The organism is Paenibacillus bouchesdurhonensis (genome assembly GCF_900155685.1).
Taxonomy (GTDB): domain Bacteria; phylum Bacillota; class Bacilli; order Paenibacillales; family Paenibacillaceae; genus Fontibacillus; species Fontibacillus bouchesdurhonensis.
Window position 1 is genome coordinate 1 of the sequence record NZ_LT732544.1, and the last position, 2,569, is coordinate 2,569.

The following is a 2,569-nucleotide window of genomic DNA, read 5'->3' on the forward strand; positions in this document are numbered from 1 at the left end:
CAAATCCGAAAGCATCGGTGAAGCCCTGTCAGCGTCCTGCTGGTGGGGCTTTTTGTGTTTATATGATACTGGACTGAATTGAGCATTAAAACATCAAATAAACATCAGGAACCCTTATGTATCAACGGCTTGTGTGCCGGACTGATAAACCGAACGTTTCATCCTCTGTTTACAAATCGAACCAATTGAGGTAATGTTATTGTAGGGGCGAGCAATCGTCCTATTTTATATTTGAGAGGGGTAATGTTAATTGAAATTGAGACTGGTCAAGCAAGGCGAGTTCCTGGGGATCAAATGTGACTTTTGGATGGACGAGCATGGTGAAGTTTACATGACGCGGGAGCAGATTGGGAGAGCGTTGCAATATCGCGACCCGGCGAGTTCTATTGAAGTCATCCACCGTCGGAACGCCGATCGCTTAGACCGACTATCAAGTACCGTCAAACTGACGGGGGTTGACGGACGCGAACGCGAACACATCGTTTATAAAGTAAAAGGTATCTTTGATGTGATTCGTTATAGTAGGCAACCTATCGCAGACGACTTTATGGATTGGGTGTATGATATTCTCGATGCCATCCGTGTAGGCCGTATCAGTCAACAGGTGTTGCGCGATGCAGGCATTACTATTAGACGCACAATGACCGATTCAATCCGTGATTACGTCGAAGAAAGCCCTAACAAGAAATTTCAATACAGGAACTACACAGAACTCGTCTATAAGCACTTGTTCGGGATGAGTGCAAAAGATTTGCGCTTAGAACTCGGACTGAAAAAAGACGAAAAAATAAGAGATCACCTAACAGCCGAAGAACTTGAGGCAGTTCTTACAGCAGAAAGGCAAATCTCTACGCTTCTTGAAATGAATTTATCCTACCACGATATTAAAGCAATCCTGTCAAAAAAGCAAGTGTCTCGCGCTTTGCCACGTACTGGACGCGACCGGGACGCAGCAGAACAAGCGAATTAATATATACAAGCCCACTAACCTATATGGTCGGTGGGCTTGATTCTATCTTACCGATTTAGTTGTTAGGTATGTGTAAACGTTGTTGTCGTAGTCGTCAAAGCTGTGTTCGTAGAGGTGGACGCGAGTAGCACCCTTTTCAGCGGCGTGTTCGTAGATTTCTTTTTCAGCACCTTCGATGAGGTCTAAACGAAGATCATTGTCCTCGTCGATCTTGGAGGCTGGGGCGCCTGTGTTGTCGTTGATTATTGCATAATACTTTTTCACTTAAATCACCCTTCCCTTATTAATACACAAGTTTGAAATCGTTATAATCAATGTCATCAAACCCGTTAGCTTCGATAAACTCCTGTTCGTTAAACCCGATCAATTCCAGCGCTTCATAAACCGTCATGCTGCGATTTGTAACTACCTCGCCTACCACGATATCCTCATACATTACTTTTACCATTTTCATTCGCTCCTTTGATTTTAATTTTGTCTGCCGTCCCTTGCTGTTAATACAAATATACCACTCCTACACTCTGTTGTATAGGGGAACAGATGGGAACGAATTGTGAACAATTATAGCAAGTGCTTAATGGTATCATATCGCCAAGTTTTATCTTTATCGTAAGGCGGTAACGTTCCGCGTCTCATACGATCTGCTATAGCGCCTCTGGTTACGCCAAGGAGCCGCGCTAAGTCGGATTGTGTGTAAAACTCCGGTTCGATGTCGCTAGGCTTGTACCCGCGTCCTGTGGGACTTATTAGCGTGTCATCTTTTATTGTCCAACCGTCCCATATTCCCGATCCTGTCCAGTTACTCATCTTGTCCCTCCAAATATGGTTTATGATATTTTTCCTCTGCTGCCTTACGTAGAGTTATTGCATCTTCTTTGTTTTTTCGATATCCCAGCGTGATATTTTTGCCCTTAAATCCAATGTAAGATTTCCATTCTTGCCGGGACTCCATCCAAATAACCCCCTTGTGTCCGCTCTTATTATCTTTATGTAATTTGGCTTTAAGAGCTGTCTTGCGTGTACCATCTATACGATCCGCGGCTATGTGCTTTAATGCACCTTTATTCCGCTTTGCAACTCTCTTACAGCCGCAACTTTTATAATACCCGGCGTTTAAGCTGCCAGTAGGTACATGTGTAGTTTTACCGCAGGTGCAAAGACATTCCCAAAGAAGGTTGTTATTTTTGTCCCTTCGGTCGCTCAGTCGAATTACCTCCAGATCTCCAAACATTTTCCCCGTTAAATCAATACGCCTAACCATTACGCAATCGCCGCCAGTACGCTGTTTTGATCAACATTGCGGATTTCTCCATTAACTACTTCAAACATTCCACGACGGCGACCGTCGTTGTACTCGTAAAAACCATTGTTTAAGCGGAATACTTTCTCGCCGTACTCGTTGCTGTAATCCTCGTTCAGAAACTTCCGATCCAATTTGTATGTAGGATGCGTTCCAACGATTTGAGCCAGCCATGTGCGAGCCTTGCGAGTGTCAGCAGCCAGTTCAAACGTAGCCTTTGCCGCCCAGGCTTTAACGTTAGCCCACGCTTGCTTTAAAGCTGCTGCAAAGTATTCTTTAGCCGTTCCTCCGAATTGTGC

Annotated in this window: 6 protein-coding genes; 1 reads left to right on the top strand and 5 read right to left on the bottom strand. The window is 44.4% G+C overall.

Translation table 11 applies throughout. The annotated features are described in order from the left end of the window. Positions 1–250 precede the first annotated feature (250 nt). A complete protein-coding gene (locus CZ379_RS00045) occupies positions 251–970 on the top strand; it encodes a BRO family protein (RefSeq protein WP_110929732.1) in 720 nt (239 codons plus the stop codon). A 42-nt stretch (positions 971–1,012) separates the two neighbouring features. Here CZ379_RS00045 and CZ379_RS00050 read toward each other — a convergent pair whose 3' ends face one another. The 5 genes from CZ379_RS00050 to CZ379_RS00065 form a co-directional block, all read right to left on the bottom strand. Beyond that, positions 1,013–1,234, bottom strand: coding sequence for a hypothetical protein (locus CZ379_RS00050; RefSeq protein WP_110929733.1), 222 nt, complete (start codon positions 1,232–1,234; stop codon positions 1,013–1,015). Positions 1,235–1,253: 19 nt separating this feature from the next. After that, positions 1,254–1,418 carry a hypothetical protein gene (locus tag CZ379_RS25820; RefSeq protein ID WP_199925379.1) on the bottom strand — a complete coding sequence of 55 codons (165 nt, stop codon included), beginning with the start codon at positions 1,416–1,418 and terminating at the stop codon, positions 1,254–1,256. Positions 1,419–1,531: 113 nt separating this feature from the next. Then, complete coding sequence (locus tag CZ379_RS00055) at positions 1,532–1,777, bottom strand: helix-turn-helix domain-containing protein (RefSeq protein ID WP_110929734.1); 246 nt, start codon at positions 1,775–1,777, stop codon at positions 1,532–1,534. Then, a complete protein-coding gene (locus CZ379_RS00060; RefSeq protein WP_110929735.1) occupies positions 1,770–2,231 on the bottom strand; it encodes an HNH endonuclease in 462 nt (153 codons plus the stop codon). Before CZ379_RS00060 ends, CZ379_RS00055 begins: the two co-directional genes overlap by 8 nt. Beyond that, a partial coding sequence (locus tag CZ379_RS00065) for a hypothetical protein (RefSeq protein WP_110929736.1) occupies positions 2,231–2,569 on the bottom strand: 339 nt, incomplete at its 5' end. The genes CZ379_RS00065 and CZ379_RS00060, both read right to left, overlap by 1 nt.

Excerpts from the sequence above, each read along its gene's own strand:
- CZ379_RS00055 (WP_110929734.1), bottom strand. The coding sequence starts at position 1,777 with ATGAGTAACTGGACAGGATCGGGAATATGGGACGGTTGGACAATAAAA.
- CZ379_RS00060 (WP_110929735.1), bottom strand. The coding sequence starts at position 2,231 with ATGGTTAGGCGTATTGATTTAACGGGGAAAATGTTTGGAGATCTGGAG.
- CZ379_RS25820 (WP_199925379.1), bottom strand. The coding sequence starts at position 1,418 with ATGGTAAAAGTAATGTATGAGGATATCGTGGTAGGCGAGGTAGTTACA.